The 26633-nt window shown below is 57.3% G+C and carries 30 protein-coding genes; 21 read left to right on the top strand and 9 right to left on the bottom strand.

All coding sequences use genetic code 11. The features are described from left to right. Positions 1-71: 71 nt before the first annotated feature. The 3 genes from ftsX to ftsY are packed head-to-tail and all read right to left on the bottom strand — an operon-like array spanning position 72 to position 3254. On the bottom strand, positions 72-1127 hold the full coding sequence (gene ftsX, locus HV157_RS15975; RefSeq protein ID WP_014172012.1) for a permease-like cell division protein FtsX: 1056 nt from the start codon (positions 1125-1127) through the stop codon (positions 72-74). Next, positions 1120-1785, bottom strand: coding sequence for a cell division ATP-binding protein FtsE (gene ftsE / locus HV157_RS15970; protein ID WP_014172013.1), 666 nt, complete (start codon positions 1783-1785; stop codon positions 1120-1122). The genes ftsX and ftsE overlap by 8 nt, the downstream gene beginning before the upstream one ends. 2 nt (positions 1786-1787) lie before the next feature. Next, on the bottom strand, positions 1788-3254 hold the full coding sequence (ftsY, locus tag HV157_RS15965) for a signal recognition particle-docking protein FtsY (RefSeq protein ID WP_044857784.1): 1467 nt from the start codon (positions 3252-3254) through the stop codon (positions 1788-1790). 127 nt (positions 3255-3381) lie between these two features. Here ftsY and rsmD point away from each other — a divergent pair, with 127 nt between their 5' ends. Continuing rightward, positions 3382-3984 (top strand): 16S rRNA (guanine(966)-N(2))-methyltransferase, encoded by a 603-nt coding sequence (gene rsmD / locus HV157_RS15960; protein ID WP_182268711.1) that lies wholly within the window; start codon positions 3382-3384, stop codon positions 3982-3984. Next, positions 3968-4249 carry a DUF1145 family protein gene (locus HV157_RS15955; RefSeq protein WP_014172016.1) on the top strand — a complete coding sequence of 94 codons (282 nt, stop codon included), beginning with the start codon at positions 3968-3970 and terminating at the stop codon, positions 4247-4249. The genes rsmD and HV157_RS15955 overlap by 17 nt, the downstream gene beginning before the upstream one ends. Before the next feature lie 47 nt (positions 4250-4296). Here HV157_RS15955 and HV157_RS15950 read toward each other — a convergent pair whose 3' ends face one another. Next, the gene (locus tag HV157_RS15950; protein ID WP_032679142.1) at positions 4297-4656 is read right to left on the bottom strand and encodes a DUF2500 domain-containing protein; all 360 of its coding nucleotides are present in this window, start codon (positions 4654-4656) and stop codon (positions 4297-4299) included. 129 nt (positions 4657-4785) lie between these two features. Between HV157_RS15950 and HV157_RS15945 the strand changes: the two genes are divergently transcribed. After that, complete coding sequence (locus tag HV157_RS15945) at positions 4786-5412, top strand: lysoplasmalogenase (RefSeq protein ID WP_014172018.1); 627 nt, start codon at positions 4786-4788, stop codon at positions 5410-5412. A gap of 76 nt (positions 5413-5488) precedes the next feature. Beyond that, positions 5489-7675 (top strand): Zn(II)/Cd(II)/Pb(II) translocating P-type ATPase ZntA, encoded by a 2187-nt coding sequence (gene zntA / locus HV157_RS15940; RefSeq protein ID WP_182268710.1) that lies wholly within the window; start codon positions 5489-5491, stop codon positions 7673-7675. Positions 7676-7717: 42 nt separating this feature from the next. Here zntA and HV157_RS15935 read toward each other — a convergent pair whose 3' ends face one another. From HV157_RS15935 to tusA, 4 genes are all read right to left on the bottom strand, one after another. Further along, positions 7718-9004 carry a TRAP transporter large permease gene (locus HV157_RS15935; RefSeq protein ID WP_014172020.1) on the bottom strand — a complete coding sequence of 429 codons (1287 nt, stop codon included), beginning with the start codon at positions 9002-9004 and terminating at the stop codon, positions 7718-7720. Between the two features lie 10 nt (positions 9005-9014). Beyond that, positions 9015-9524 carry a TRAP transporter small permease gene (locus HV157_RS15930; RefSeq protein WP_014172021.1) on the bottom strand — a complete coding sequence of 170 codons (510 nt, stop codon included), beginning with the start codon at positions 9522-9524 and terminating at the stop codon, positions 9015-9017. Between the two features lie 11 nt (positions 9525-9535). After that, positions 9536-10507 carry a TRAP transporter substrate-binding protein gene (locus HV157_RS15925; RefSeq protein ID WP_182268709.1) on the bottom strand — a complete coding sequence of 324 codons (972 nt, stop codon included), beginning with the start codon at positions 10505-10507 and terminating at the stop codon, positions 9536-9538. 191 nt (positions 10508-10698) lie between these two features. Then, positions 10699-10941 (bottom strand): sulfurtransferase TusA, encoded by a 243-nt coding sequence (gene tusA, locus HV157_RS15920; RefSeq protein WP_020884537.1) that lies wholly within the window; start codon positions 10939-10941, stop codon positions 10699-10701. 166 nt (positions 10942-11107) lie between these two features. Between tusA and HV157_RS15915 the strand changes: the two genes are divergently transcribed. Together HV157_RS15915 and HV157_RS15910 are read left to right on the top strand one after the other, a co-directional pair. Further along, positions 11108-11773 (top strand): 7-cyano-7-deazaguanine/7-aminomethyl-7-deazaguanine transporter, encoded by a 666-nt coding sequence (locus HV157_RS15915; RefSeq protein WP_020884536.1) that lies wholly within the window; start codon positions 11108-11110, stop codon positions 11771-11773. Between the two features lie 72 nt (positions 11774-11845). Continuing rightward, a complete protein-coding gene (locus HV157_RS15910) occupies positions 11846-12403 on the top strand; it encodes a DcrB family lipoprotein (RefSeq protein WP_014172025.1) in 558 nt (185 codons plus the stop codon). 4 nt (positions 12404-12407) lie between these two features. On the opposite strand, the gene HV157_RS15905 is transcribed toward HV157_RS15910, so the two are convergent. Beyond that, complete coding sequence (locus HV157_RS15905) at positions 12408-13625, bottom strand: MFS transporter (RefSeq protein ID WP_020884535.1); 1218 nt, start codon at positions 13623-13625, stop codon at positions 12408-12410. Positions 13626-13769: 144 nt separating this feature from the next. Between HV157_RS15905 and HV157_RS15900 the strand changes: the two genes are divergently transcribed. The 15 genes from HV157_RS15900 (at position 13770) to HV157_RS15830 (ending at position 26632) form a co-directional block, all read left to right on the top strand. Then, entirely contained in the window at positions 13770-14819 is a 1050-nt protein-coding gene (locus tag HV157_RS15900) for an AI-2E family transporter (protein WP_014172027.1), read from the top strand. Between the two features lie 323 nt (positions 14820-15142). Next, on the top strand, positions 15143-15532 hold the full coding sequence (locus tag HV157_RS15895; protein WP_020884534.1) for a hypothetical protein: 390 nt from the start codon (positions 15143-15145) through the stop codon (positions 15530-15532). 67 nt (positions 15533-15599) lie between these two features. Beyond that, complete coding sequence (locus tag HV157_RS15890) at positions 15600-16664, top strand: class I SAM-dependent methyltransferase (protein WP_014172029.1); 1065 nt, start codon at positions 15600-15602, stop codon at positions 16662-16664. A 64-nt stretch (positions 16665-16728) separates the two neighbouring features. Then, a complete protein-coding gene (locus HV157_RS15885; RefSeq protein WP_032679149.1) occupies positions 16729-17451 on the top strand; it encodes a beta-ketoacyl synthase chain length factor in 723 nt (240 codons plus the stop codon). Further along, entirely contained in the window at positions 17448-18263 is an 816-nt protein-coding gene (locus HV157_RS15880; protein ID WP_025202835.1) for a lysophospholipid acyltransferase family protein, read from the top strand. Before HV157_RS15885 ends, HV157_RS15880 begins: the two co-directional genes overlap by 4 nt. After that, complete coding sequence (locus tag HV157_RS15875; protein WP_020884530.1) at positions 18244-18501, top strand: phosphopantetheine-binding protein; 258 nt, start codon at positions 18244-18246, stop codon at positions 18499-18501. Before HV157_RS15880 ends, HV157_RS15875 begins: the two co-directional genes overlap by 20 nt. A gap of 13 nt (positions 18502-18514) precedes the next feature. Then, complete coding sequence (locus HV157_RS15870) at positions 18515-18766, top strand: acyl carrier protein (protein ID WP_014172033.1); 252 nt, start codon at positions 18515-18517, stop codon at positions 18764-18766. 6 nt (positions 18767-18772) lie between these two features. Further along, positions 18773-19360 (top strand): hypothetical protein, encoded by a 588-nt coding sequence (locus tag HV157_RS15865; RefSeq protein WP_047742612.1) that lies wholly within the window; start codon positions 18773-18775, stop codon positions 19358-19360. Continuing rightward, positions 19353-20714, top strand: coding sequence for an AMP-binding protein (locus tag HV157_RS15860; RefSeq protein WP_182378522.1), 1362 nt, complete (start codon positions 19353-19355; stop codon positions 20712-20714). The genes HV157_RS15865 and HV157_RS15860 overlap by 8 nt, the downstream gene beginning before the upstream one ends. After that, positions 20701-21054, top strand: a complete 354-nt coding sequence (locus HV157_RS15855; RefSeq protein ID WP_020884527.1) for a beta-hydroxyacyl-ACP dehydratase — start codon at positions 20701-20703, stop codon at positions 21052-21054. Before HV157_RS15860 ends, HV157_RS15855 begins: the two co-directional genes overlap by 14 nt. Next, the gene (locus tag HV157_RS15850; RefSeq protein WP_182268707.1) at positions 21045-22736 is read left to right on the top strand and encodes a glycosyltransferase family 2 protein; all 1692 of its coding nucleotides are present in this window, start codon (positions 21045-21047) and stop codon (positions 22734-22736) included. Before HV157_RS15855 ends, HV157_RS15850 begins: the two co-directional genes overlap by 10 nt. Positions 22737-22739: 3 nt before the next feature. Beyond that, positions 22740-23162: a thioesterase family protein gene (locus tag HV157_RS15845; protein ID WP_014172038.1), complete on the top strand. Its 423-nt coding sequence runs from the start codon at positions 22740-22742 to the stop codon at positions 23160-23162. After that, on the top strand, positions 23159-23764 hold the full coding sequence (locus tag HV157_RS15840; protein ID WP_182268706.1) for an outer membrane lipoprotein carrier protein LolA: 606 nt from the start codon (positions 23159-23161) through the stop codon (positions 23762-23764). The genes HV157_RS15845 and HV157_RS15840 overlap by 4 nt, the downstream gene beginning before the upstream one ends. Then, the gene (locus tag HV157_RS15835; protein WP_121340483.1) at positions 23733-26057 is read left to right on the top strand and encodes an MMPL family transporter; all 2325 of its coding nucleotides are present in this window, start codon (positions 23733-23735) and stop codon (positions 26055-26057) included. Before HV157_RS15840 ends, HV157_RS15835 begins: the two co-directional genes overlap by 32 nt. Beyond that, entirely contained in the window at positions 26054-26632 is a 579-nt protein-coding gene (locus HV157_RS15830; protein ID WP_014172042.1) for a DUF3261 domain-containing protein, read from the top strand. Before HV157_RS15835 ends, HV157_RS15830 begins: the two co-directional genes overlap by 4 nt. Position 26633: the final 1 nt, after the last annotated feature.

The raw sequence follows: 26633 nt of genomic DNA, 5'->3' as shown, positions 1-26633 counted from the left end.
AAGAGACAACAGGGACGCTTTCCCTGCAGAGCGAACATCTCGGTGCAGGGAAAGATTATATCACGCTTTTATTAGTCGGGAGTAAAGTGACGTAAATGTTGCACGGTTGCCAGCCATGCTGCCACCCAGCCGATCATCGAGCACACCAGCAGCAGTAACAGGCACTCATCGAACCCTAAGCCACTGATATCAAACTTCGTTCCGAAAACCTGCGCCACCTCGGTTACGGCAGAGGACAGCCGCATCACCAAAATTTCTGACAATATCAGTGAAAGAAATGCGCCGGAAAAACCGAGCAATGCGCCACCGTACAGGAACGGACGCAGGATGAAGCCATCCGTCGCACCAATCAGTTTCTGCACGTTGATGGTGTCGCGACGCGCGAAAATGCTCAGGCGTACGCTGTTACCGATGACGAGGAAGACCGCCGCCACCATCAGCACACCAATCATCGCCGCCACGCGCCCTACCAGCCCGGTCAGCGCAGCAAGACGCGCAAACCAGCTGTCATCCATGCGCACTTCATCAATCCCGTTGATACGGGTGATGCGGTCACGCAGGGTGTTGAGCGAGTCGGTCCCCTGGAAATCGAGTTTCGGGATCACCACCGCCACGGCCGGGAGGGGGTTCTCTTCAAGCATGTCCAGCGCACCGCCAAAGCCTGACCAGTTACGGAACTCACCCAGGGCTTCTTCACGAGAGAGATAATTCACTTTCTCTACGCCCTGTTCGGCCTGGATTTGCCCCACAACCTGCGCCGCCGCGTTATCGTCGAGCGCCTTATCCAGATAGACCGTGATCTGCGGAGAAGGATAGTACTGCGACGCCGCCTGGTTAACGTTTTTATAGACCATGTAGCAGACGCTTGGCAGCGTCAGGGAGATGGCAATCACCATCACCGTCAGGAACGTCGCCAGCGGTTTGCTTTTCAGGTCCTGCAACGCACCGTGGAAGGCATAACGCACCTGCTCGTTGAACACGTTGGTTTTGCGGGAGTTCGGCTTAGGCGCCGCTTTCGCACGCTTTGGCGCATTACGATTGCCGTCACCGCCGCCCTGCGGCTTACGGAAGCGGTCAAACCGGTTTCCGAACTGCCGAATCTGGTTTATTGCATCACGCTTATTCACCGAGGCCTCCGTGCAAATGACCGTCGCTCAGGGTCAGCATGCGGTACGAACGACGGGAAATCAGCCCGATGTCGTGCGTCGCCATCAATACCGTCACCCCAACGCGGTTAAATTCCTCAAACAGACGCAAAATCCCTTCTGACAGGGCGTCGTCCAGGTTACCGGTCGGTTCATCCGCCAGCAGTACCGCAGGTTTGTTCACCACCGCACGGGCAATCCCCACACGCTGCTGTTCACCGCCAGACAGCTGGATCGGGAAGTTCTTCGCTTTGTCCAGCAGCCCGACTTTATCCAGCGCCGCAGAAACGCGACGACGGATATCATCATAGCTGGCACCGGCAATAATCAGCGGAATGGCCACGTTATCGAAAACGGTGCGATCCATCAGCAGGTGGTGGTCCTGGAAAATCATGCCAATCTGACGACGCAGGAAAGGCACCTCACGGTTTTTCAGACGGCTAATATCATGGCCGCTGAACCAGATTTTCCCGGCGCTCGGCCGCTCGATCCCACAGATAAGCTTGAGCAGGGTACTTTTCCCCGCGCCGGAATGGCCGGTCAGGAATGCCATCTCGCCTGGCTGCAGGTGGAATGTCACCCCCTGCAGCGCTTGTCTCCCACCGAGATAGGCCTTGCTGACGTGTTCAAAGCGAATCATTGTTAGTCCTCTCGGGCAAATAGTGCCTCAATAAAGTCGTCCGCTTTAAACGGACGTAAATCCTCAATACGCTCGCCCACACCGATGTAACGGATAGGAATATTGAACTGATCGGCCACGGAGAAGATCACCCCGCCTTTCGCGGTGCCGTCCAGTTTGGTCAGCGTGATCCCGGTCAGCCCTACCGCTTCATGGAACAGCTTCGCCTGGCTGATGGCGTTCTGTCCGGTGCTGGCATCAATGGTCAGCATAATTTCATGCGGTGCCTCTTCGTCCAGCTTCTTCATGACGCGGACGATTTTCTTCAACTCTTCCATCAGGTGCGCTTTGTTCTGCAAACGCCCTGCGGTGTCGGCAATCAGCACATCCACATTACGCGACTTCGCCGCCTGGATAGCGTCAAAGATAACGGAGGCGGAATCCGCACCGGTATGCTGCGCAATCACCGGGATGTTGTTACGCTGGCCCCAGACCTGCAGCTGCTCAACCGCCGCCGCACGGAAGGTATCACCTGCCGCCAGCATTACCGATTTGCCCTGCTGCTCAAACTGTCGCGCCAGCTTGCCGATAGTAGTGGTTTTCCCCACACCGTTCACGCCAACCATCAGAATAACAAATGGCGTTTTGCCTTCAATATTAAGCGGTTCGTCAACTTTTGCGAGGATTTCGCCCATCTCGTCTTTCAGCAGACCATACAGCGCTTCGGCGTCACGCAGCGCCTTGCGGCTCGCCCCTTCGGTCAGACTGGCGATGATCTTACGGGTTGTTTCCACCCCAACGTCGGCGATCAGCAGTTGCTCTTCCAGCTCTTCAAAGAGATCGTCGTCGATCTTCTTGCCGCGGAACAGACTGATAAATCCGGAACCTAAGTTTTCTTTGGTTTTGAGCAGGCTACGCTTCAGGCGGGCGAAGAAACCTTCTTTGGTGGGTTTTTCCTGCTCCTGAGCAACCTCTTCACCCTGCTCTGGTTGCGCTTCCACCGGCACGACGATAACCGCTTCTTCCGCCGCGTCTGCCGCCAGCGCCTGGGCTTCCAGCTCTTCGTCGGTAAGCGCTGGCTCGTCTTGTGCTTCTTCTTCCACCGCCTCAACAATTTCGACGGTTTCTGCCTCGGCCTGCCACTCCTGCGCTGAAACCTCTTCGGCTTTCACCTCTTCCGGCAGCGGCAACGTTTCATGCTCGATAATCGCCTGCGGCGTATCGATAACGTCTTCTACCACAACGGGTTCTGGCTTCTCGCTTTCCTGAACCTGTTCGGTAACTTCCACCACCTCTTCAGCAAAGGCTTCGGTCTCTTCTTTGCTGTGCGCGTGCTCTTCCGCGTCGACAACGGCGGCAGTTTCTACCGGCGTTTCAGGCTGAGACTGCTCTTCAACGGCTTGTTGTTCTTCGGTTTTCTGCTCTGTTTCTTGCTCTTTTTCACCGAAGCCCAGCCAGGAAAAGAAGCCACGTTTTTTTTGTTTTGCCATCTGCGACTACACTCCTCGCGGCGCTATATACATGGAAGCTAAAAAAATGATGAAATAGTCTAACACTTTACTTAATTGACATCACCGCCCGCAATCGCAGGCCAATTGTTAACAGAGCTTTCCAGAGATGAAGAAACCCAACCGCGCCCCAGCCGGTCAAATTCGTATTATCGGCGGCCAGTGGCGAGGCCGGAAATTACCGGTGCCGGATAGCCCCGGACTGCGCCCAACCACGGACCGCGTACGCGAAACGCTGTTTAACTGGCTGGCCCCCTCAATGGTGGATGCCCACTGCCTGGACTGCTTCGCGGGCAGCGGCGCGCTGGGTCTGGAGGCGCTGTCGCGCTATGCCGCCAGCGCCACGCTGCTGGAAATGGAGCGCGGCGTTGCGCAGACGTTGCAGCAAAATCTGGCAACGCTGAAAGCGACCAACGCCAAAGTAGTGAATACCAACACACTGAGCTTCCTCGCGCAAAAGGGCACGCCGCACAACGTGGTGTTTGTCGACCCGCCGTTCCGCAAGGGGCTGCTGGAAGAGACGTTATCCCTGCTGGAAAACAACGGCTGGCTGGCGGATGACGCGTTAATCTACGTCGAAAGCGAAGTCGAAAATGGTTTACCGCCGGTCCCGGTTCACTGGGATCTGCACCGAGAAAAAGTGGCAGGTCAGGTCGCTTGTCGTCTGTATCACCGTCAGGCACAAGGAGAATCCAATGCCAGTACTGATTAATGTGGGACGTTTGTTGATGCTGGGCGTCTGGGCATTTCTGCTCCTCAATCTGGTGCACCCGTTCCCGCGCCCGATGAACATCTTTGTGAACGTGGCCTTTATCTTTACCACCTTCATGCACGCCCTGCAGATGGTGATGCTGAAAAACGGCCTGCCAAAAGACGGTCCGCAGATGACCGGCTGGCAGCAGCTGCGCGTGTTTATTTTTGGCGTATTTGAACTGCTGGTGTGGATGAAGAAATTTAAGGCCCAGGCGAAGAAGTAAGGCGCCTCAAGCCTCAGCTTACCCCTCTCCCTGCGGGAGAGGGAACATTACCGATCTGGCGTAAACCCTTCAAACCGCGACCCTTTGTAACTCAGAATCCCTTTTTCTCCCACCGTCAGTTGATGGTACTGCTGCGCCTCCAGACGGTAGGTCATCTCCAGCCCGCCGGTTTCCGGCTTAAAGCTCGCTTCATAGCGCATGGTGGCTCCCGCCGGCGTAACCTGCTGCTGGCGCGAGCGTCGGTCATTGAGGGCTTTCTCGCGTTTATTGCTTACCACCACGCGTTTTTGCATCAACGGCGCGGCATCGTTGTCCGCCTTCTCACGGCGCTGCTGCACGAAACGAAAGGAGGCGGCAATGACGATAATCGCCACCACGATAACGAAAAAAAGCGGCATCTTGCTCATTCAAAAATCCCATCAGATTATACGGAATTCAGGATACCTTGCCTTCCCCGGCATTGCCAAACGCCTGCCCCCATCACTACACTGAATAAGAAACTGATTATTCAGACTCAACAGTTACAGGGAGTTAATATGCTTTGGTCATTTATCGCTGTCTGTTTTTCCGCATGGCTTTACGTCGATGCATCCTATCGCGGCCCTGCCTGGCAGCGATGGTTGTTTAAACCCGTCACGCTGTTGTTACTCCTGCTGCTTGCCTGGCAAGCGCCCATGTTTAACGCCGTCAGCTATCTGGTTCTTGCCGGTCTGTGTGCGTCCCTGATTGGTGATGCCTTAACCCTGCTGCCGCGACAGCGCCTGCTGTATGCCGTTGGGGCATTTTTCCTGTCGCATCTGCTTTATACCATTTACTTCGCCAGCCAGATGACGCTCTCCTTCTTCTGGCCGCTGCCGCTGGTGCTGCTGGTCATTGGCGCGCTGCTGATCGCGGTGATCTGGACGCGTCTGGAAGAGATGCGCTTGCCTGTCTGCACCTTTATCGCCATGACGCTGGTGATGGTATGGCTGGCGGGTGAACTGTGGTTCTTCCGTCCGACGGCACCGGCAATGTCCGCGTTCTTTGGTGCCACGCTGCTGTTACTCGGGAATATCGTCTGGCTGGGCAGCCACTATCGTCGCCGCTTCCGTGCGGATAACGCGATTGCCGCCGCCTGCTACTTTGCCGGGCACTTCCTGATTGTGCGTTCGCTGTATATCTAAATAAGCCTTGACTCTGGAGTCGACTCCAGAGTGTATGCTGCGGTTAATGAGAAAATTATCATTACCGGAGACTGCCATGTCGACTCCAGAAACACCTAAAAAAGTTCCACAATTCTCGGCACTTAAGCTCAGCCCCGTTCCCGCGAAGGACGACTGCTGCTGTGACGGCGCATGCGAAACGCAAAACACGCTGCCGCTCCCGGAAAGCGCAAACCGCTACAGCTGGGTGGTCAACGGTATGGACTGCGCGGCCTGCGCCCGTAAAGTCGAAAACGCGGTAAAACAGGTCCCGGGCGTCAGCCACGTCCAGGTGCTCTTCGCCACCGAGAAGCTGCTGGTCAGCGCCGATAATGACATCAGCACGCTGGTTGAAGCCGCCGTCATTAAGGCCGGTTACAGCCTGCGCAACGAAACCACGCCTGTCGAAAAGACGTCAGCCCTGCGAGAAAACCTGCCCATTATCACCCTTATCATCATGATGGCCCTGAGCTGGGGTCTGGAGCAGTTTAACCACCCGTTCGGTAACCTGGCATTCATCGCCACGACGCTTGTCGGACTGTTCCCGATTGCCCGTCAGGCCGTGCGGCTGATGAAAAGCGGAAGCTGGTTCGCCATCGAAACGCTGATGAGCGTGGCGGCGATCGGCGCGTTGTTTATTGGCGCGACGGCGGAAGCGGCCATGGTGCTGTTGCTGTTCTTAATTGGCGAGCGCCTTGAGGGCTGGGCGGCGAGTCGGGCACGGAAAGGGGTCAGCGCGCTGATGGCGCTGAAACCGGAAACCGCAACGCGGGTGACGGGCAGCGAACGCCAGACGGTGGCAATTAACACGCTGCGCCCGGGTGATGTGATTGAGGTCGCCGCCGGCGGGCGTCTGCCTGCGGACGGTGAACTGCTTACCGCCACGGCGAGTTTCGATGAAAGTGCCCTCACCGGCGAGTCGATTCCGGTTGAACGCTCAGCGGGCGAGAAAGTGCCTGCAGGCGCCACCAGCGTCGATCGTCTGGTACAACTCACGGTCCTCTCCGGACCGGGTGAGAGCGCCATCGACCGCATCCTGAAGCTGATTGAAGAGGCCGAGGAGCGTCGCGCACCCGTTGAGCGCTTTATCGATCGCTTCAGCCGGATCTACACCCCCGCCATCATGCTGGTCGCCCTGCTGGTGACAATTATTCCACCGCTGTTCCTGGGCGCAGCCTGGGAGGGCTGGGTTTATAAAGGTCTGACGTTGCTGCTGATTGGTTGCCCGTGCGCGCTGGTGATCTCCACTCCGGCGGCCATTACCTCCGGTCTGGCGGCCGCGGCGCGTCGTGGAGCGCTGATTAAAGGCGGTGCGGCGCTGGAGCAGCTGAGCCAGGTGCAACATATCGCCTTCGATAAAACCGGTACGCTGACGGTGGGTAAACCGCAGGTCACGGGCATTTATCCTCAGGAGGTCAATGAAAATACGCTGCTCAGCCTGGCCGCTGCCGTCGAACAAGGCTCCACCCACCCGCTGGCACAGGCGATAGTCCGCGAGGCGCAGTCGCGTGGGCTGGACATCCCTGCCGCCACCGCACAGCGGGCGCTGGTCGGGTCCGGGATTGAAGCCGACGTTGAAGGGAATAACGTCCTGATCGTTGCCGCGAATACGTTTCCGGCGGACGGGCTGAGCCAGCCAGTCCAGGCGCTGGAACAGGCCGGGCAAACCGTGGTGATGGTGGTGCAAAACGGCGTGGCGATAGGGATGCTGGCACTGCGTGACACGCTGCGTGACGATGCAAAAGACGCCGTCGCCGCGCTGCATCAACTGGGCGTGCAGGGGGTGATCCTCACCGGGGATAACCCGCGAGCCGCGGCAGCGATTGCCGGTGAGCTGGGGCTGGCGTTTAAAGCCGGGTTATTGCCTGCGGATAAAGTGCGCGCCGTAACGGAACTGAACAACCATGCACCGCTGGCAATGGTGGGTGACGGCATCAACGATGCCCCGGCGATGAAAGCCGCCACCATTGGCATTGCAATGGGCAGCGGCACCGACGTGGCGCTGGAAACCGCCGACGCGGCACTCACCCACAACCGCCTGACCGGGCTGGCGCAGATGATTGCTCTGGCGCGCGCCACGCGGGCCAATATCCGTCAGAACATCGGGATTGCGCTGGGTCTGAAGGGAATTTTCCTGGTCACCACGCTGCTCGGTATAACCGGCCTGTGGCTGGCGGTGCTGGCGGATACCGGCGCGACGGTACTGGTGACGGCGAACGCGCTCCGCTTATTACGTCGACAATAACACGAGATGCCCTCTCCCACCGGGAGAGGGCGGAAAACGGCGTCACTGCATCCCTAACACGCGCGGCAGCCACAGCGAGATGGCCGGGATGTACGTCACCATCGCCAGCACCACCAGCAGCATGCCGTAAAACGGCAGCATGGCGCGAACCACATGCTCGATTTTCTGTTTACTTACCGCGCTCGCCACAAACAGCACCGAACCAACCGGCGGCGTAATCAGCCCGATCCCCAGGTTCACCATCATGATCATCCCAAAATGCACCGGATCGATGCCCAGCGAATTGGTCACCGGCAACAGCACTGGCGTCAGGATCAGGATGATCGGCGCCATGTCCATTAACGTGCCGATCAGCAGCAGCATGATGTTGAGATACATCAGGATCACGTACTTGTTATCGGAGAGCGAGGTGAAGAACTCGGTGATACGGCTCGGGAGCTGCATGTAGGTCATCACCGCGCCAAACGCCGCCGCAAAGCCAATCAGTATCATCACGATGGTGACGGTTTTCACCGTCCTGCACATCAGCTTCGGCAGCTCGTTCCATTTGTAGTCCCGGTAGATAAACATGGTGACAAAGAACGCCCACAGACAGGCCACGGCAGCGGATTCCGTTGCGGTAAATATCCCGGACAGTATCCCGCCGAGAATAATCACCACGGTCATCAGCCCCCACAGCGCGTCCAGCGTGATTTTCAGCGCCTGCTTAAAGGGAATTTTTTCCCCTTTCGGGTAGCCACGTTTGCGGGCAAAGCCCAGACACATTGCCATCAGGCTTACGCCGAGCAGCAGCCCTGGCAGCACCCCCGCGATAAACAGCGTCGCGATAGAGACCGTCCCGCCTGCCGCGAGGGAATAAATTACCGAGTTGTGGCTGGGCGGGATCAAAATCGCCTGTACCGACCCGCTGGCGGTCACCGCCGCCGCATAATCGCGCGGATAGCCCTTCTTCTCCATCTCCGGGATCATTACGCTGCCAATGGAGGCCGTATCCGCCACCGACGAGCCGGAAATCGCGCCGAAGAACGTGGAGGCCACAATATTCACCAGCGACAGCCCACCGCGAATAAAGCCAACAAACACGTAGGCGAAATTGACCAGCCGTCGGGCAATCCCCCCTTCCGCCATAATCGCACCCGCGAGAATAAAGAAGGGGATCGCCAGCAGCGTGAATTTATTCACCCCGCTGGTTATCTGAATCATCAGCGCCTCGAGGGGTAAATCTATCCACAACGCGCCCGCGACGGCGCTTAGCCCGACGGCAAAGGCCACCGGCATCCCCAGCGCCAGCAAAATGGCGAGGGTGAATAACAAAACGAATGCATCCATTGTTCACCCCTTAACTGTGGTTGCCGATCAGCACGACGGGACGGTTTTCCTGCGAGCCAAACAGCAGGCGCTCAATCACAAACAGGATCAGAACGGCAGAGCCCACCGGCAGCGGCAGATAGCTCTCGCCGGAGGTCAGGACCGGAAATTCGGCGACCGGTTGCTCCCAGAGTTCGACGCACAGCCAGTAGCTGTACCAGAACATCAGGCCAGCGATCAGCAGCATCAGCAGATCAACGGCCCGTGCGCAGACGGTTTTTAACGGCCCGGGCAGCCGGTCGGTGAGCATATTCACCGCAATGTGCGAACCGGCACGGTAGCTGACCGCCGCGCCGATAAAGGTGAAGGTCACCATGCAGATGATGGCAACCGGCTCCGGCCAGGATTCACCGCGGTTAAGCACATAGCGCGAAAAGATGCCGATGGGGATCACAATCGTCATCACCAGCAGCGAGATGCCCGCCACGGCCATCGCCAGCAGGTAGAGACGGTCCATCCACTTCAGATAGAGTTCGGACATACGTACTCCGGTTACTTGACGTCAGCGATGGCTTTCATCAGATCCTGATGCTTTTCGCCATACTGGGCGCGCACCGGCTCTGTGGCTTTGATAAATACCGTTTTGTCGATCTCGTGGAACTGCACCCCGCCAGCCTTCATTTTTTCCAGCGCCTGGGCGTTATAGGCTTCCCACAACTTACGTTGTTCAAACTGGGCTTCACGGGCCAGGGTCAGGATCTTTTTCTGCTCGTCGGCGCTGAGTTTGTCCCACTTCACTTTTGAGTAGAGCAGCATTTCCGGGGTGATAAAGTGGCCGCTGAGGGTGTAGTTTTTGGCGACCGGCATATAGTTATGCGCGACATAGGTCGGTGGATTATTCTCCGCGCCGTCAATCACGCCGGTTTGCATCCCGCTGTAAACTTCGCTCACCCCCATTGCCACCGCGTTAGCGCCCATATCTTTCAGCGTCGCCAGCGCCACCGGACTGCCCTGTACGCGGATTTTCTTCCCTTTCAGATCGTCGGGTTTAACAATCGGATCTTTGGTGATCAGGTTGCGGGTGCCGGAGTCCATCCAGCCGAGGAACACCAGTCGTGATTTCGGGTTGGCAGTTAGCTTATCGCCAATTTGCTTGCCGATATCCCCGTCGATCACTTTGTGCATGTGGTCTTCATCGCGGAAAACGTAGGGCAGCGTGAAGACTTCGATATCGGGCAGGATGGCCGCCACCGGCGCCATCGAGACGCGGATCATATCGATCGCCCCCATCTGCGCCTGCTCAATCATCTGTTTTTCATCCCCCAGCACGCCGCCGGGGAAGACCTTAATCTCCAGCTTGCCGTCGGTTTGTTGTTTGAGTTTTTCACCCATTTGCTGAACCGCCACCACGTTCGGGTAGGCTTCAGGGTGCACATCGGCGGCTTTGATGGTTTGCGCAGCGACAGAGCAGGCAAAAGCGGAGAGGCACAGGGCGGCCAGTAACGGCTTGAGGGTCGTTTTCATCGGGTCAACTCCAGGGTAGTGAGATAAGCGTTAAAACAGTGTTTTATTTTTGTACGCTTAAAAACTAGACTACGGCCGGAAAAGCGGAGGTGAAGCGCCTCACAAAAGCGTGAAATTTTGAAACGATGGTTTAGAAAGGTTTTCTCCCTCTCCCGGTGGGAGAGGGTCGTGGTGAGGCCATCAGGCCGCATTTACCCCTTACGGATCACATACCGGTACGGCAGCGTTTCGGTCTGCTGTGCCACCAGCTCATGTTCCATAAAGGTACAAAAACCGGGAATGTCGCGGGTGGTGGCGGGGTCGTCGGCGATGATCAGCAGCGTCTCACCGGTCTGCATGTTGCGCACGGTTTTACGTACCATCATTACCGGCTCCGGGCAGCGAAGGCCCTGAGCATCAAGGGTGTGGTCTGGGCTGGAAAACAGATCGGTCATGTTCTTCTCGGTCAGGTAAAAACGGCTGTAGTTTACGCCCCATCGTCGGCAATGCAACCAGGTTAACGATTGCGTAAAAACTAACCATTGCAATGTCCGGCCAAAGCAGTATCATGCTGCGGTTTTTATTGGGTTCCCTCACCCCAACGTATAAAAAGGTTACAACATGATGCAGTTTTCTGATTCACAGCGCGTTAAAGCGTTGTTCTGGCTTTCGCTTTTTCATTTGCTGGTGATTACCTCCAGCAACTATCTGGTGCAACTCCCGATCTCCATCTTTGGTTTTCATACCACGTGGGGCGCGTTCAGTTTCCCGTTTATTTTTCTCGCCACTGATTTGACCGTGCGTATTTTCGGCGCACCGCTGGCTCGCCGCATTATTTTTGCGGTCATGCTGCCGGCGCTGTTCATTTCGTACGTGATCTCTTCCCTGTTTTATATGGGAAGCTGGCAGGGGTTCGAGGCATTAACGCACTTCAACCTGTTTGTCGCCCGTATCGCCTCCGCCAGCTTTATGGCCTACGCGCTGGGGCAGATCCTCGACGTTCACGTGTTTAACCGCCTGCGTCAAAATCATCGCTGGTGGATGGCACCCACGGCGTCCACGCTGTTCGGCAACGTCAGCGACACGCTGGCCTTCTTCTTTATCGCATTCTGGCGTAGCCCGGACGCATTTATGGCCCAGCACTGGATGGAAATCGCCCTTGTGGACTACTGCTTCAAGGTGCTTATCAGCATTGTGTTCTTCCTGCCGATGTACGGCGTCCTGCTGAATATGCTGCTGAAAAGACTCGCAGATAAATCTGAAATCACAGCATTGCAGGCTGGTTAAGGGTTCGCTTTATCAGTTGTGATAAGATGAGCCAATCAGCCGTTATGGCCGTTTATCGAAAGGAAGAAGTTAATGCGCAATCTGGTTAAATATGTCGGGATTGGCCTGCTGGTTGTGGGCCTTGCAGCCTGTGATAACAGCGACACGAAAACGCCTGCTCAGGGCGCGTCTGCAGAGAGCAACGCCACCGGTCAGCCGGTGAGTCTGCTGGACGGTAAACTCAGTTTCTCTCTGCCGGCAGATATGACTGACCAGAGCGGCAAGCTGGGTACCCAGGCGAACAATATGCACGTTTACTCCGATGCAACCGGGCAGAAAGCCGTTATTGTGATTGTGGGCGACGACACCAGCGAAGACCTGGCCGTCATGACCAAACGTCTGGAAGATCAGCAGCGCAGCCGCGATCCGCAGCTGCAGGTCGTGACCAATAAATCTATCGAACTGAAAGGCCACACGCTGCAACAGCTGGACAGCATCATTTCAGCAAAAGGCCAGACCGCTTACTCTTCCGTGGTGCTTGGTAAGGTCGATAATAAACTGCTGACCCTGCAGATCACCCTGCCGGCGGAAAATCAGCAGAAAGCGCAGACGGCTGCTGAAAACATCATTAACACCATCGTGATCCAGTAATTCTTCACGATGATGACGTGGCCTCCGGTGCCTGCACCGGGGGCCATTTTTTTAGCCGCCATGTCAGCATCAATGCGATAACCACCAGACCCGCCGCGGCAAGATAGATTACCGGTACCCCTGCCCACGCCATCACCAGCCCCGCCAGCGGCCCGGTAATGCCCAGCGACATGTCCATAAACACCGTGTAGGTCGCCAGCGCCGACCCCTGGTTCTGCTGCGGCACGGCTTTTACCGCGACCACGCCGAGTGCCGGGAAGACCAGCGAAAAGCCAGCGCCGGCGAGGAAAACGCCCATTTTCGCCATCCACGGTGCGGTGGCAATCCCGGTCAACACCAGCCCGACAATCTCTACCGCAAAGCAGATCAACGCCACATTCAGTCCCCCCAGACGGTTGATACCGTTCGGGAAGAGCAAACGCGCGCCGACAAACGCACAGCTAAACAGCGTCAGGGCAAAGGCTGCGCCGTCCCAGCCTTTGGCGTCATAGAAGAGAGTAATGAACGTGGCGATCACGCCGAAGCCGGTGGTTGCCAGCGCCAGCGCCATACCATAAGGCCAGACGCGCCCTAACACCGCCCTGAACGGCAGTGGCTTGCCTTTGCTGGCCTTCACCTTCGGGCGCGGCAGGGCAAACAGAATCGCGAGCAGCGCGACGACCATAATGGTGATAGCCAGCCCGGATAGCCCACCATAGGCATAACAGATCACCCCCAGCGGTGCGCCCAGCGCCATTGCGCCGTAGGTGACGATACCGTTCCACGAGATCACCCGGCCAATATGGGACGCCCCCACCACACCCACACCCCACAGCGTCGAACCGGTACCCGCCAGACTTTGTCCGATACCCAGAATCACTCGCCCCAGACAGAGCAGCGCCAGGCTGACCAGCGGCCAGTGGCTGGTGGTGGCGGCCAGCAGGTAGCCCAGACCACTCAGAAAACAGCCGCAGAGCCCCACAATGACGATGCGCTTTGGCCCAAACAGATCCGCATAGCGCCCGGCATGCGGGCGGCTCAGGAGCGTGGCGAAATACTGCAGGCTGATGACCAGCCCCGCCCAGAATGCGCTAAAACCCATGACGTCATGGACATAGCCCGGCAACACCGCCAGCGGCAGGCCAATCGTCAGATAACTGGCGAAGTTAAAAATCACAACGGAAACAATGCGCAGATTGAGGCGCAATCCGCTCAGCGCCGGTTCGGCGGCATGCTCTGGCATGGGGTTTAACCTGAATTTTTACAACAGTGTTTCACTATTACCACGGCAGGATAAGAAAATCAGCACTGACTTTCAGATTATCGGCTCCAGACGAAGCGGCCACCGGGCACTACACTTAACGGGCTATCACATTAAGGAACCCGCATGATACCGAACCAGTCCGACAAAGCAGGACTTCACATCTTATTAAAACTCGCCTGCCTGGTGGTTATCCTCGCAGGTATCCATGCTGCCGCTGACATCATTGTCCAGCTCCTGCTGGCGCTCTTTTTTGCCATTGTGCTTAATCCGCTGGTGACCTGGTTTTTGCGCCGGGGCATCAGCCGTCCGGTGGCCATTACTATCGTGGTCATCGTGATGATGATTGCCCTGACGGCGCTTTTCGGCGTGCTGGCGGCGTCGCTCAGTGAATTCTCCACCATGCTTCCGCAGTACAACAAAGAGCTGACGCGTAAGATCGTTTCGCTTCAGGAGATGATGCCTTTTCTTAACCTGCATATCTCACCCGAGCGGATGTTACGCCGCATGGATTCAGAGAAGGTCATGACCTACGCCACCACCCTGATGACCGGCCTTTCCGGCGCGATGGCCAGCATCCTGCTGCTGGTGATGACGGTGGTGTTTATGCTGTTCGAGGTCCGCCATGTTCCTTATAAGCTGCGCTTTGCGCTGAATAACCCGCAAATTCATATTGCGGGTTTACACCGCGCCCTGAAGGGCGTGTCCAAATATCTGGCCCTGAAAACGCTGTTAAGCGTCTGGACCGGGGTGATTGTCTGGCTGGGACTGATGCTGATGGGCGTGCAGTTCGCGCTGATGTGGGGCGTACTGGCGTTTCTGCTGAACTACGTACCCAACATCGGCGCGGTGCTTTCCGCCGTGCCGCCGATGATTCAGGCGTTTCTGTTCAATGGCTTTTACGAATGCATGCTGGTGGGGGCGCTGTTCCTGGTCGTGCATATGGTGCTGGGCAATATCCTTGAGCCGCGCATGATGGGCCACCGTCTCGGAATGTCGACGCTGGTGGTGTTCTTGTCGTTGCTGATCTGGGGATGGCTGCTGGGACCGGTCGGGATGTTACTGTCAGTACCGCTGACCAGCGTGTGTAAGATCTGGATGGAAACCACCAAAGGTGGCAGCAAACTGGCGATCCTGTTGGGTCCCGGGCGACCGAAAAGCCGATTGCCGGGATAACGGGTCCCACAACGCGTAACAGTGCAACACACCGAAAATTACCGCGACGCTCACCGCGCGGTAATTTTCATTTTCGGTAAGGAGGATTTCGCGTTATTTATCCCGCCCTAATAAATGAATCGTCATGCAAATATTTATTTAACGCAAATTACACGGCATATAATTCTCACCCTTTCATTTCAATGCATTACACCTCCCGTCACGTAAAATAAATACCCACTTTTATATCGACAAAAATTATCCTCATTAGCGATAATACCCCGCCAAAATATAATTTTTTAAAATTACTGATTTAAATTGTTATTATTGATACGGAGTTGTTGATGAAAAAGATCATTAAATGGTTTGCTGCTGTTGCTGTCGTCGGCGCACTGGCCGGTTGCGCGCGTACCGCCCCAATCGATCAGGTTCACGCTACTGTCAGTACAGGCCACACCGCAGAGCAGGTGAAAACCGCCATTCTGAAAGCAGGCCAGAAGCGCGACTGGATCATGAGCGAAGCGGGCCCGGGCGTAATTAAAGGCCGTCTGCAGGCACGCGACCACTCGGTCGAAATCCGTATTCCTTATTCTGCGACAAGCTATTCAATTAATTACGAAAGCAGTATGAACCTGAAAGCCGCCGACGGTAAAATTCACAAGAACTATAACCGCTGGGTTCATAACCTCGACCACGATATTCAGATGAACCTCTCTGCAGGTGCCGCGCTGTAATATTTTCCTCATGTCGGGCCGACATGGCCCGATAACGTTTTTCTCGGCCTCATAAGGTTACGCACGCATGTACGAAAAGGACACCCTCAACGCGCTGGACGCCATTACCGAAGCGCAACGCATCGCTTTTGCGCCGATGCTGTTTCAGACCGCGCGTTGTCTGCGTAATTCGGGCGTGCTTTCCTGGCTGGATAAAAAAGGGAAAACAGGGGCAAGTCTCGAGGAAATAACCGAAAACAGTACCCTGAGCAGTTATAGCGTAAGCGTATTGCTGGATATGGGATTAAGCGGGCGGATCGTTACCTGTAAAGAAGGGCGCTATTTCCTGGCAAAGGTGGGCCATTTCTTATTGCATGACACCATGACCCGCGTGAATATGGATTTCACGCAGGATGTTTGTTACCAGGGGTTATTCCATCTGGCCGATGCCCTGCAGGAAGAAAAACCGGCGGGATTATCCGTGTTTGGCAACTGGCCAACCATCTATCCGGCATTATCACAATTACCCGCGCAGGCAAAAGAGAGCTGGTTCGCTTTTGATCATTACTATTCTGATGCCGCTTTCGACGCGGCGCTGCCATATATATTCGCAAGCTCGCCGACAAAATTGTACGATGTGGGCGGAAATACGGGTAAATGGGCGTTACGCTGCTGCCGCTATGACGACAATGTTGCCGTGACGATCCTTGACCTGCCACAGCAGATAACGCTGGCGCAGGAAAACATCGAAAAAGCAGGTTTATCTCATCGCATTGGCTTCCATGCTGTCGATATGCTTAGTCATGCGACATTGCCGGGTGAAGCCGATATCTGGTGGATGAGCCAGTTCCTGGATTGTTTCTCTCCGGACCAGATTGTCGCCATGTTGACTCGCGTTGCACAGGTTATGAAGCCCGGCGCGCGACTGTGCATCATGGAACTGTTCTGGGATGCCCAAAAATTTGAAGCCGCCTCATTCAGCCTGAATGCTACCTCGCTTTATTTCACCTGTATGGCGAACGGCAACAGCCGGTTTTACAGTGTAGAGAAATTTTATCACTACCTGGAGCGGGCCGGTTTCCACGTAGAACAGCGGCTGGACAACCTTGGGGTAGGTCATACCCTTTTGATTTGTCAAAAAATTGAACAATAGAGCAGTTGAACTGCCCGGCAGGCTTGCCTGTCTTTTAATGATGGTTTTCCGCGGACGCGCGTAGATGAAATTTTCACTGAACATAATTGACTGGCAGGCAAGAGCGCCAGGCCTGAGCGATGCCGCAGAGTGGCAGGCGTGGTCACGCCAGCACCTTACCCTCGACCCGGCTGCGCCGCTGCCTAAGCTTACCGAACTGCCAATGATGACCGCGCGCCGCCTCAACTCGGGCAGTAAGCTGGCGGTAGACCTCGGACTCACCCTGCTTCGCCGCCACGCGATTGATGCCGTTGTCTATTCCAGCCGTCATGGCGAACTGGAGCGTAATTTCCGCATCCTGCACTCCCTGGCGACCGGTCAGGCCGTCTCGCCGACAGACTTTGCCATGTCCGTGCACAATTCGGCGGTGGGCAACCTGACGATCACTGCGCGACACCCCATCGTCTCGTCTTCTGTTTCTGCCGGGCTGGACACCTTCCAGCAGGCATTATATGAAGTGTTGAGCCTGCTTCAGGCGGGCTATTCCCGCGTCTTGCTGGTCGATTTTGACGGCGCCCTGCCCGATTTTTATCATCCGGGTTTACCGCCGCAGATGCCCACCTGGCCCTACGCGCTGGCCCTGGTGATTGAAGCCGGGAGCACACTGCAGTGTGAAACCCACAGCGGCAGCACGGGTGAAGAACCTCCCCTGCCGCAGAGCCTGATGTTCCTGCAACGTTACCTCCGCGATGAACGGCAGTTTGTGGTTTCAGGCGAACGTCTGCTGTGGCAATGGACACGCGAATGAGCCGCCTGACTGCCCGTATCAACTGGTTATGGCGTCTGATGATGACCGGCTTCTGCTTCGTGCTGTTTGGCACGGGCGGGTTGCTGCTGTCGCTGGTGTGGTTCAATCTGCTGTTGCTGGTTCAGCGCGACCGCGCCAGACGCCGTCGCCTGGCGCGTCGCAGTATCGCGGCCAGCTTCCGCTTTTTCTTACATGTCGCCCGTGGCACCGGGGTACTGGACTATCGCATTCACAACCTTGACGCCCTTCGCGGGGACCGTGGTTGTCTGGTGGTGGCCAATCACCCGACGCTGATTGATTACGTGATCCTGGCGTCCGTCATGCCCGAAACCGACTGTCTGGTGAAAAGTGCATTGCTCCGCAACCCCTTTGTCAGCGGCGTCATTCGCGCAGCGGATTACCTGATTAACAGCGAAGCGGAAACGCTCCTCAGTGCAAGCCAGCAGCGTCTGGCCCAGGGCGACACGCTGTTAATCTTTCCGGAGGGCACACGAACCCGGTCGGGAGAGGCAATCTCCCTCCAGCGCGGCGCGGCAAATATTGCCGTGCGCTGCCACAGCGACCTGCGCATCGTGGTGATCCACTGCAGCGAACCTCTGCTGGATAAAAAAAGTCACTGGTACGACGTACCGCCCGTAAAACCTGTTTTCACCGTAGATGTTCGCGATCGCGTGAATATCGACGCTTTTTACGATGCAAAGACACAAGAACCGGCACTGGCGGCAAGGCAGTTAAACCGGCATCTGCAGCATCGATTAACATCAGGCCTTCAATCTTTGTCAGGAATTAATGATGCAAGCGCTTCATCTTGAAATTAAAAATCTCATCATCACCACGCTGAATCTGGACGAGCTCACCGCCGAGGATATCGATACCGATGCTGCGCTGTTTGGTGATGGACTGGGTCTCGACTCTATCGACGCCCTGGAACTTGGCCTGGCCGTGAAAAACCAGTATGGCGTGGTGCTGTCTGCCGAAAGCGAAGAGATGCGTCAGCACTTCTTTTCCGTCGCCACGCTGGCTTCTTTTATCAACGCTCAACGCGCCTGAGATGTGATCCGTTATGACTGAACAAGAAACCATTTATCAGGAAGTCTGCGAACTCCTGGCTACGCTGTTTGAACTCGACCCACAGGAAATCACGCCTGAGGCTCGCCTGTACGAAGATCTGGATCTGGACAGTATCGATGCAGTGGACATGATTGTTCACCTGCAGAAGAAAACGGGGACGAAAATCAAACCGGAAACCTTCAAATCTGTCCGTACCGTGCAGGATGTGGTTGACGCTGTCGCTCAGCTTTTGCGCGACGAGTAAACCACCGTGCCTGGAGGACGAGCGTTTCCGGCGATCCCACTCCTGACGGGAGTCGTGTTGCTGGCGTGGCCATTGCTGATTGGATTGGGGCTGACGCACAACGGTCTGCACTGGCTGTTGCCGCTGATGGCCCTGGTGCTGGTGCTGCGTCTGCATCAGGCGCGGCGAAACGCAGGCCCGATGCGGTATGTGGTGCAGTGCATTGCGCTGGCAGGCCTGGCGCTCTGCGCGGCAAGCTATCTGCTGAAAGCGCACCAGTGGCTGCTGCTCTATCCGGTGGTGGTTAATCTCGTGATGCTGGCCGTGTTTGGCGGCTCACTGTGGACAACCATGCCGCTGGTTGAACGGCTGGCACGTCTGCGTGAACCGAATTTGCCTCCGGCGGGTGTGCGATATACCCGTAAGGTGACGCTGGTGTGGTGCGGGTTTTTCCTCGGTAACGGTGCGATAGCCCTTTTTACCGTGCTACACGGCGATATGCATGTCTGGACAGTGTGGAACGGTATGGTGGCTTATTTTCTGATGGGCACGCTGATGGCGACAGAGTGGCTGGTGCGTCAACGGGTGATGAAAAAAGAGAAGCTCGATGAATAAACCCCTCCCGCTGGGCCAGTGGTTAAATGCTCCACGCCCTGACGACACGCCGATCGCCTGGCTTGACGATCGCACCTGGACGCTGGGCGAGTTGCGCCACAATGTCACCTTGCTGGTAGAAGTATTGCGACAGCAGGAGGGTGAACGCTGGGCGCTGTGCTTTGAAAACAGCTACCTGTTTATTGTTGCGCTGCTGGCCTCACTGCATGCCGGTAAAACCCCGGTCATTCCAGGCCATAGCCGGGTCTCTCTGCTCGACGAACAGCAGTCGCTGTTTAGCGGTGTCCTGAGCGATCAGACGCTGGATATTCAGGGAAAGGTCATTGTGGTGACCTCCTCCCCTCAGACCGCGCGCCAATGGGCACCGTTGCCCGTCATTGACGACGCGCGCTTTGTTGAGCTTTTTACCTCGGGCTCCACGGGCACCCCACGCCGGGTCATTAAGCACATCACCAGCCTGGACCGTGAAGCATGCCTGCTGGCGAACCGTTTTGGCGAACGCCTGGCGGGCTGCAGCATTGTGGCCTCGGTCGTACCACAACATCTCTATGGCCTGACGTTCCGCATCATGTTGCCAATGACGATGGGGCTTCCGCTGCACGCCGCCATGCTTTATTACGCTGAGCAGCTGGCGGCACTCCCTCACGACAGGCAGTACCTTTTTATCACCAGTCCGGCGTTCCTGAAACGGCTGGATACCGAGCTGACTGCCCCTCCCGTCGTGATGCTGATCTCCGCTGGGGGAATGCTGCCCTGGTGCGATGTCACGGAGACCCATGGCTGGCTTAACGTCTGGCCGGATGAAATCTATGGCAGCACCGAAACCGGGATCCTCGCCTGGCGGCACCGTCAGGCGGACAGCGTACCCTGGTTCGCCTTCCCCGGTGTGGTGTTCCAGAGTGAAGGGGAAATCTGCCGCGTGACCTCCCCGCTCATTCACGAAGCCGCAGGGTTACAGCTGGACGATATCCTGCACTTCGACAGTAACGGTTTTTTTAGCATTGCCGGACGTCGTGGTCGGGTGGTCAAAATCGAAGAAAAGCGTATCTCACTGAACGAGATTGAACGTCGCCTGCTGGAGCTTGAGGGCATATGTGAAGCCGCAGCATTACCGGTTACCCGCGGAGGTCGTCAGGGTATAGGTGTCCTGCTGGTTCTGGATGAGAAGACCCGTCAGCGCTGGCATCAGCAGGGCAAAAAAACGCAGGAACTGGCCTGGCGCCGCGCCCTGCGGCCCTGGCTTGAGCCGGTCGCCGTCCCCCGCTACTGGCGCATTATCGATGAGATGCCGGTAAACAGTATGAATAAGCGTGTCTATGCGCAGTTACAGGAGTTGTTTCATGAAAATTCATGAAATCGAACGCCACCAGGCACAGCCGCAGCACCTGGAAATCGTTTTGCATCTTGACCCCTCCCTATTCTGGTTCCAGGGGCATTTTGCCGTACAGCCGTTGCTGCCAGGTGTGGCACAGATTGACTGGGTCATGCACTACGCCACCACGCTGCTGGCACCGGGTTACCGTTTTCACAGCATCCAAAATGTGAAATTCCAGGCCCCTCTGCTGCCGGATACCACGGTCACGCTGGTCCTTAACTGGCATGCCGAACGTCAGATACTGACCTTCAGCTACCAGCGCCATGCCGGTGACGATCGCCATACTGCCAGCAGCGGGAAGATTCGCCTGTGTCAGTAACCTTCCGCCCCTGCGTGCTGATCCCGTGCTACAACCATGGCGCGATGATGGCAAAGGTACTGTCGCGGCTGGCGCCGTTCGGCTTGCCCTGCCTGGTGGTCGATGACGGAAGTGACGAGCAGACGCGCCGCATTCTGGAGCGTCTGGCCGCCGGGCAGCCCCAGATTACGCTGGTACGTCTGGCGCAAAACGCAGGTAAAGGTGCCGCGGTCATTAAGGGGCTGGAAGAGTCTGCCCGCGCGGGCTATACCCACGCCGTACAGGTGGATGCCGACGGCCAGCATGCTATTGAGGATATCCCCAAAATGCTGGCTCTGGCTGAGCGTCACCCGGAGGCGCTGATTTCTGGCCAGCCCATTTACGATGATTCCATTCCGCGCTCCCGCCTCTACGGTCGCTGGATAACGCACGTCTGGGTATGGATTGAAACCCTGTCCCTGCAACTTAAAGACAGCATGTGCGGTTTTCGGGTCTACCCGGTCTCGCCCACGCTGCAGCTGGCCGCACGTGTGCCGCTTGGCAAACGTATGGACTTTGACACCGAAGTGATGGTCCGTCTCTACTGGCAGGGCAATACCAGCTATTTTCTGCCGACCCGCGTTACCTATCCGCCGGACGGGTTATCCCATTTCGACGCGCTCAAAGACAACGTGCGGATCTCGCTGATGCACACCCGGCTGTTCTTCGGCATGCTGCCCCGCATTCCCGCCCTGCTGTTTCGTCGTCGCCGCCAGCACTGGGCGCAGCAGGACGAGGTGAAAGGCCTGTGGGGAATGCGCCTGATGCTGCGCGTCTGGCAGCTGTTTGGCCGCCGGGCCTTTACCGTGCTGCTGTGGCCGGTTATCGGGGTGTACTGGCTTACGGCCCGACCGGCGCGACAGGCTTCACAGCAGTGGACAGCACGAGTGAAGCAGGTGCTGACGCAGCGGAACATGCCTGTTCCGCCACGCCTTAACAGCTTTTTCCATTTTATGCGCTTCGGTAACGCCATGCTGGATAAAGTCGCCAGCTGGCGCGGCGAACTGAAGTTTCATCGTGACGTGGTCTTTGCTCCCGGCGCGTATGACGTGCTGGATGCTGACGCATCGCAAGGCAAACTGCTGCTCGCATCGCATCTTGGCGATGTGGAAGCCTGCCGGGCACTGGCTCAGCTGGAAGGCAGCAGAGTCATCAACGCGCTGGTCTTTAGCGATAACGCGCAGCGCTTTAAACAGATCATGACCGAGATGGCCCCCCAGGCGGGGGTTAACCTGATGCCCGCGACGGACATTGGGCCGGATACCGCCATCGCCATCAAAGAGAAGCTTGAGCGCGGTGAATGGGTCGCCATTGTGGGCGATCGCATAGCGGTCACGCCACAGCGCGGCGGCGACTGGCGGGTGATCTGGAGTTCGTTTATGGGACAGCCCGCCCCGTTCCCGCAAGGGCCGTTTATCCTCGCCTCCATTCTGCGCTGCCCGGTGGTGCTGATTTACGCCCTGCGTCAGCAGGGTGCGCTCACGATACACTGCGAGCCGTTTGCCGACCCGCTGCTTCTGCCACGCGGGGAGCGCCAGCAGGCGCTGCAACAGGCCGTCGATCGCTATGCACAGCGGCTTGAGCATTACGCCTTAATGTCACCGCTCGACTGGTTTAATTTTTTCGATTTCTGGCACCTGCCGGATGCCAAAGAGAAGGAGTAAAGGGTGCTGACCGATCCCCGCTTTACGACCGAAGTAGAAATCACCGTTCCGTTCCACGATGTCGATATGATGGGCGTGGTCTGGCACGGCAACTATTTCCGCTACTTTGAGATTGCCCGCGAGGCGCTGCTCAACCAGTTTAACTACGGTTATCGCCAGATGAAGGCGTCAGGCTATGTCTGGCCGGTAGTCGATACCCGGGTGAAATACCGCGATGCGGTGACCTTTGAGCAGCGCATCCGTGTACGCGCGCACATCGAAGAGTATGAAAACCGTCTGCGCATCGCCTATCAAATTTTCGACGCGCAAACCGGTAAACGCACCACCACCGGCTATACCATCCAGGTGGCCGTCGAAGAAGCCAGCCGTGAAATGTGCTTTGTCAGCCCGGCTATATTATTTGAACGAATGGGAGTTACGCCATGAGATGGTTGCCTGTGCTGGCACTGATGATCAGCCCGCTGGTGAGCGCCGTGACGCTGGATGAGCTGCAGCAGCGGTTTACCGGGCAACCTGTCGTGCGCGCGCATTTCGAACAGGTCCGGACGATTAAGGATCTGCCGCAGCCGCTGCGCTCGCAGGGCGAAATGTTGATCGCACGCAACAGCGGCCTGCTGTGGGATCAAAAAGCGCCTTTCCCCATGACGTTGTTGCTGGATGATAAACGGATGATCCAGACGATCAACGGCCAGCCTCCGCAGACCATTACCGCCGACAATAATCCGCAGATGTTCCAGTTCAACCACCTGCTGCGGGCGCTGTTCCAGGCCGACCGCAAGGTGCTGGAAGAGAACTTCCGCATCGATTTTCGCGATCTCGGCGAAGGCCGCTGGTCGCTGGTGCTGACCCCCACAACGACACCGCTGGACAAAATTTTCGCTACCCTCGATCTGGGCGGCGCGACCTACCTTGAGACGATTCGCCTCAACGATAAGCAGGGCGATCGTACCGATATCGTCCTTTCCCGCCACACACTGACGCCCGCCAGCCTGACCGATGACGAACGCCAACGCTTTGCCGCACCGTAAATCCCTGCGCCCGGCGCTGCTGTGGGCGACGGTATGCCTGATTCTGTTGGGCGTGTTGCTGTCGCTGCTGCCCGGCGCGCGCCTGAACAGCAGCGTACTGGCTATGCTGCCGAAGCAGACGCTCGGGGCAATCCCGCCGGCACTCAACGACGCGTTTATGCAGCGTCTTGACCGCCAGCTTGTCTGGCTGGTCAGTCCCGGTAAAGAACCCGATCCGCGGGTGGCGCAGCAGTGGCTGGATCTGTTGAAAAACAGCCATTCGCTCAGGGAGGTTAAAGGCCCGATGGACGCCGCCGGGCAAAAGGCCTGGGGCGAGTTCTTCTGGCAGCATCGCAACGGCCTGATTGATTCAGCCACCCGGGCCCGCCTGCAAAACGGCGGTGAGGCGCAGGCGCAGTGGATTTTATCCCAGCTCTACTCGGCCTTTTCCGGCGTAAGTGGCAAAGAGTTGCAAAACGATCCCCTGATGCTGATGCGCGGCTCGCAGCTGGCGCTGGCGCAAAACAGCCAGAAGCTACGGCTGATGGACGGCTGGCTGGTCACCCAGGATGCCAGTGGAAATTACTGGTATATGCTGCACGGTGAGCTGGCGGGCTCATCGTTTGATATGCAGCAAACCCATCAGCTGGTAACCACCCTTACCGCCCTGCAGGAGACGCTGAAAACACGCTTTCCGCAGGCGCAGCTGCTCTCACGCGGTACCGTGTTTTACAGTGATTACGCCAGCCAGCAGGCAAAACGGGACATCTCCACGCTGGGCATCGTCACGATCCTTGGGGTTATCCTGCTGATCCTGGCAGTGTTTCGTTCCCTGAAACCCCTGCTGCTGTGTCTGATTTCCATTGCCACAGGTGCGCTGGCGGGCACGGTGGTGACGCTGCTGCTGTTTGGCGAACTGCATCTGATGACGCTGGTGATGAGCATGAGCATCATCGGAATTTCAGCGGATTACACGCTCTATTACCTGACCGAACGCATGGTGCACGGCGCAGAACATTCCCCGTGGCAAAGCCTGGCCAAAGTGCGTAATGCGCTGCTTCTGGCGCTGCTGACGACCGTTGCCGCCTACCTGATTATGATGCTGGCCCCCTTCCCCGGGATCCGCCAGATGGCGGTGTTTGCCGCGGTGGGGCTGAGCGCCTCCTGTCTGACGGTGATTTTCTGGCATCCCTGGCTGTGTCGTGGTTTGCCGGTGCGTCCGGTTCCGTTTATGGTCCTGATGTTGCGCTGGCTGGCCGCCTGGCGACGCACTAAAAAACTCTCTGTGGGCCTGCCTGTGGTACTGGCGCTGGTCTCGGCTGCCGGGCTTGCCACCCTGAAGGTCAACGACGATATCGCCCAGCTACAGGCGCTGCCCAAAGACATTCTGGCGCAGGAGAAAACCATTACCGCCCTGACCGGGCAAGGTGTCGATCAGAAATGGTTTGTGGTGTATGGCGCATCGCCGCAGCAAACGCTGGAACGACTGGAAGCCTTTACCCCGGCGTTAGCCCAGGCCCAAAAAGCGGGGGATATTACCCGCTGGCGGACCCTGCCCTTAAATTCGCTGGCGCGCCAGAAAAGCGATCTGCTGCTGTTGCAGCAGGCCGCGCCGGCCATAACGAACGCGCTGCGAAACGCGGGGCTGAGCACCGTCACACCGAATCTGAATGCCATGCCCGTGAGCGTGGAGGCGTGGCTCGCCAGCCCGGCCAGCGAAGGCTGGCGTCTGCTGTGGCTGACCCTGCCTGACGGCGAAAGCGGTGTGTTAGTGCCGGTGGACAACGCCCGGAACAGCGCCGCACTCAGCGAAGTAGCCGCCCGTCATGCGGGCGTCGTCTGGGTCGATCGCAAGGCCAGTTTTGACAGCCTGTTTGAGCTCTACCGCACGCTGTTAACGGGACTCTTGTTTGTCGCGCTGGCGGTGATTGCCTGCGGGGCGATGGTACGCCTCGGCTGGCGAAAAGGGCTTATCAGTCTGGTCCCGTCCGTGCTGTCGCTCAGCTGCGGGCTGGCCGCGCTGGCCGTCACGGGGCATCCGGTAAATCTGTTTTCACTGCTGGCGCTGGTCCTGGTGCTCGGCATTGGCATTAACTACACGCTGTTTTTCGGCAACCCGCGCGGTACGCCGCTGACGTCGATGCTGGCCATCACGCTGGCGATGATGACCACGCTGCTGACGTTAGGCATGCTCGTGTTCAGCGCCACGCAGGCCATCAGCAGCTTCGGTATTGTGCTGGTGAGCGGCATTTTTACCGCCTTCCTGCTGGCGCCGCTGGCGATGCCTGTTAAGAAAGAGAGAAAACGAAAATGAATGCTTTTTACCGCGCAGCCGCGCTGGTCGCGACGCTGCTGCTGGCAGGCTGTAGCCATTCGACCGATACTGAAGGGACACGTCCGCAGGCCTGGCTTCAGCCAGGAACCCGAGTGACGCTGCCGCCGCCCGGTATTACCCCGGCGGTCAGTTCGCAGCAGCTGCTGACTGGAACCTTCAACGGACAAACGCAGTCCCTGCTGGTCATGCTCAACGCGGATGATCACAAAGTGACGCTTGCCGGGCTCTCTTCCGTCGGTATCCGTCTGTTCCTGGCGACTTACGACGACACCGGGATCCACACCGAACAGTCGATCGTTGTGCCGCAGCTGCCTCCCGCCAGCCAGGTACTGGCCGATGTGATGCTCAGCCACTGGCCACTCAGCGCCTGGCAGCCACAACTGCCAAAGGGCTGGACGCTTAAAGACAAGGGCGATCGGCGCGAGCTACGCAATGCCAGCGGCAAGCTGGTGACTGACATTGTCTACCTGCAACGCAAAGGCAAGCGCGTGCCAATCAGCATCGAGCAACACGTCTTTAACTACCACATCACCATTCAATATCTGGGTGACTGAG

The sequence above is a fragment of the Enterobacter sp. RHBSTW-00318 genome (assembly GCF_014101375.1).
GTDB classification, from domain to species: domain Bacteria; phylum Pseudomonadota; class Gammaproteobacteria; order Enterobacterales; family Enterobacteriaceae; genus Enterobacter; species Enterobacter ludwigii.
The sequence above is the reverse complement of the archived record's forward strand: the minus strand, read 5'-3'. Positions and strand labels throughout refer to the sequence as shown.

What these genes read in the sequence shown, in the direction of transcription:
- HV157_RS15930 (WP_014172021.1), bottom strand. Translation starts at nt 9,524, where the DNA reads ATGTCCGAACTCTATCTGAAGTGGATGGACCGTCTCTACCTGCTGGCG.
- HV157_RS15905 (WP_020884535.1), bottom strand. Translation starts at nt 13,625, where the DNA reads ATGCCAGAGCATGCCGCCGAACCGGCGCTGAGCGGATTGCGCCTCAAT.
- HV157_RS15855 (WP_020884527.1), top strand. Translation starts at nt 20,701, where the DNA reads ATGAAAATTCATGAAATCGAACGCCACCAGGCACAGCCGCAGCACCTG.
- HV157_RS15890 (WP_014172029.1), top strand. Translation starts at nt 15,600, where the DNA reads ATGTACGAAAAGGACACCCTCAACGCGCTGGACGCCATTACCGAAGCG.
- HV157_RS15900 (WP_014172027.1), top strand. Translation starts at nt 13,770, where the DNA reads ATGATACCGAACCAGTCCGACAAAGCAGGACTTCACATCTTATTAAAA.
- HV157_RS15880 (WP_025202835.1), top strand. Translation starts at nt 17,448, where the DNA reads ATGAGCCGCCTGACTGCCCGTATCAACTGGTTATGGCGTCTGATGATG.
- HV157_RS15950 (WP_032679142.1), bottom strand. Translation starts at nt 4,656, where the DNA reads ATGAGCAAGATGCCGCTTTTTTTCGTTATCGTGGTGGCGATTATCGTC.
- HV157_RS15870 (WP_014172033.1), top strand. Translation starts at nt 18,515, where the DNA reads ATGACTGAACAAGAAACCATTTATCAGGAAGTCTGCGAACTCCTGGCT.
- HV157_RS15935 (WP_014172020.1), bottom strand. Translation starts at nt 9,004, where the DNA reads ATGGATGCATTCGTTTTGTTATTCACCCTCGCCATTTTGCTGGCGCTG.
- rsmD (WP_182268711.1), top strand. Translation starts at nt 3,382, where the DNA reads ATGAAGAAACCCAACCGCGCCCCAGCCGGTCAAATTCGTATTATCGGC.
- zntA (WP_182268710.1), top strand. Translation starts at nt 5,489, where the DNA reads ATGTCGACTCCAGAAACACCTAAAAAAGTTCCACAATTCTCGGCACTT.
- HV157_RS15885 (WP_032679149.1), top strand. Translation starts at nt 16,729, where the DNA reads ATGAAATTTTCACTGAACATAATTGACTGGCAGGCAAGAGCGCCAGGC.
- ftsY (WP_044857784.1), bottom strand. Translation starts at nt 3,254, where the DNA reads ATGGCAAAACAAAAAAAACGTGGCTTCTTTTCCTGGCTGGGCTTCGGT.
- HV157_RS15925 (WP_182268709.1), bottom strand. Translation starts at nt 10,507, where the DNA reads ATGAAAACGACCCTCAAGCCGTTACTGGCCGCCCTGTGCCTCTCCGCT.
- HV157_RS15875 (WP_020884530.1), top strand. Translation starts at nt 18,244, where the DNA reads ATGCAAGCGCTTCATCTTGAAATTAAAAATCTCATCATCACCACGCTG.
- HV157_RS15955 (WP_014172016.1), top strand. Translation starts at nt 3,968, where the DNA reads ATGCCAGTACTGATTAATGTGGGACGTTTGTTGATGCTGGGCGTCTGG.
- HV157_RS15895 (WP_020884534.1), top strand. Translation starts at nt 15,143, where the DNA reads ATGAAAAAGATCATTAAATGGTTTGCTGCTGTTGCTGTCGTCGGCGCA.
- HV157_RS15945 (WP_014172018.1), top strand. Translation starts at nt 4,786, where the DNA reads ATGCTTTGGTCATTTATCGCTGTCTGTTTTTCCGCATGGCTTTACGTC.
- HV157_RS15840 (WP_182268706.1), top strand. Translation starts at nt 23,159, where the DNA reads ATGAGATGGTTGCCTGTGCTGGCACTGATGATCAGCCCGCTGGTGAGC.
- HV157_RS15835 (WP_121340483.1), top strand. Translation starts at nt 23,733, where the DNA reads ATGACGAACGCCAACGCTTTGCCGCACCGTAAATCCCTGCGCCCGGCG.
- tusA (WP_020884537.1), bottom strand. Translation starts at nt 10,941, where the DNA reads ATGACCGATCTGTTTTCCAGCCCAGACCACACCCTTGATGCTCAGGGC.
- HV157_RS15915 (WP_020884536.1), top strand. Translation starts at nt 11,108, where the DNA reads ATGATGCAGTTTTCTGATTCACAGCGCGTTAAAGCGTTGTTCTGGCTT.
- HV157_RS15830 (WP_014172042.1), top strand. Translation starts at nt 26,054, where the DNA reads ATGAATGCTTTTTACCGCGCAGCCGCGCTGGTCGCGACGCTGCTGCTG.
- HV157_RS15910 (WP_014172025.1), top strand. Translation starts at nt 11,846, where the DNA reads ATGCGCAATCTGGTTAAATATGTCGGGATTGGCCTGCTGGTTGTGGGC.
- HV157_RS15860 (WP_182378522.1), top strand. Translation starts at nt 19,353, where the DNA reads ATGAATAAACCCCTCCCGCTGGGCCAGTGGTTAAATGCTCCACGCCCT.
- ftsE (WP_014172013.1), bottom strand. Translation starts at nt 1,785, where the DNA reads ATGATTCGCTTTGAACACGTCAGCAAGGCCTATCTCGGTGGGAGACAA.